Source organism: Rathayibacter tanaceti, assembly GCF_001634385.1.
Classification (GTDB): domain Bacteria; phylum Actinomycetota; class Actinomycetes; order Actinomycetales; family Microbacteriaceae; genus Rathayibacter; species Rathayibacter tanaceti.
Genome location: NZ_LIIN01000279.1, coordinates 1 through 975, shown reverse-complemented (window position 1 = coordinate 975; position 975 = coordinate 1). Strand labels below are relative to the sequence as shown.

Sequence of the window (975 nt, the reverse complement as noted above, 5' to 3'; positions counted from 1 at the left end):
GGGTGCTGCGTCGACTCCGGGCGCGCCACTGGTGGGCACGGCCGACGGCGCCGTCGAGCTGGTGACCGTCCAGCCGGCGGGGAGGACTCCGATGCCCGGGGCGGCGTGGGCGCGCGGTCTCCGCGAGAGCACGGTCCTCGCGTGAGCGCCGGTGCCGCTCCCGCCCGCCGAGTCGCCTACGACGTGCTCCTCGCGGTGAGCGGGTCTGACGCCTACGCGAACCTCGTCCTGCCCGCGCGGATCCGCGCGGCCGCGCTCTCGTCCGCTGACGCCGGGCTCGCGACCGAGCTGTGCTACGGCACGCTGCGGATGTCCGGCTACTACGACCGCGTGATCGCGCTTGCAGCAGGTCGCGCAGTCGACGCCATCGACGCACCGGTCCTCGACGCTCTGCGACTCGGCGTGCATCAGCTGCTGGCCACGCGCATCGCGCCTCACGCCGCCGTCAACGAGAGCGTCGCACTCGTGGCCGCCGGTTCCTCCCGGGGAGCGGTCGCGTTCGCCAACGCCGTCCTGCGCACGGTCTCGCGCTCGAGTGCTCGGCAGTGGCGCGAGCGGGTCTCCGAGGCGGCTGTCTCGGGGGACGACCGGATCGCCGCTCTGCACTCGCATCCCGTCTGGATCGTGCGCGCGCTGCGTCGAGCCCTGGCCGCAGAGGGCGCGGCCGACGAGCTCGACGCGCTCCTCGCCTCCGACAACGCCGCACCCCGGGTGAACCTCGTCGCCCTGCCCGGACTGGCCTCGTCCGACGACCTTCCGGGTGCCGAGCCCGATCGCTTCTCGCCGGTCGGTCTGACCAGCACGGGAGGCGATCCGGAGGCGTTCCCCGCGGTGCACGAAGGCCGGCTGCGCGTGCAGGACGAGGTTCGCAGCTCGCCGCCCTCGCGCTCTCCCGGGCCCGCCCGGTGCGGACAGGAGAGCGCTGGCTCGACCTCTGCGCGGGGCCGGGCGGCAAGGCCGCCCTGCTCGCAGCGG

General features: G+C 75.1%; 1 protein-coding gene and 1 pseudogene. Both read left to right on the top strand.

Annotated features, from left to right (window positions below; all coding sequences use genetic code 11):
• The first annotated feature begins 31 nt into the window (after nucleotides 1–31).
• A complete protein-coding gene (locus tag ACH61_RS18905; protein WP_082845323.1) occupies nucleotides 32–145 on the top strand; it encodes a hypothetical protein in 114 nt (37 codons plus the stop codon).
• Nucleotides 106–975, top strand: a pseudogene (locus ACH61_RS15630) (transcription antitermination factor NusB); the annotation flags it as partial. The gene ACH61_RS18905 and the pseudogene ACH61_RS15630, both read left to right, overlap by 40 nt.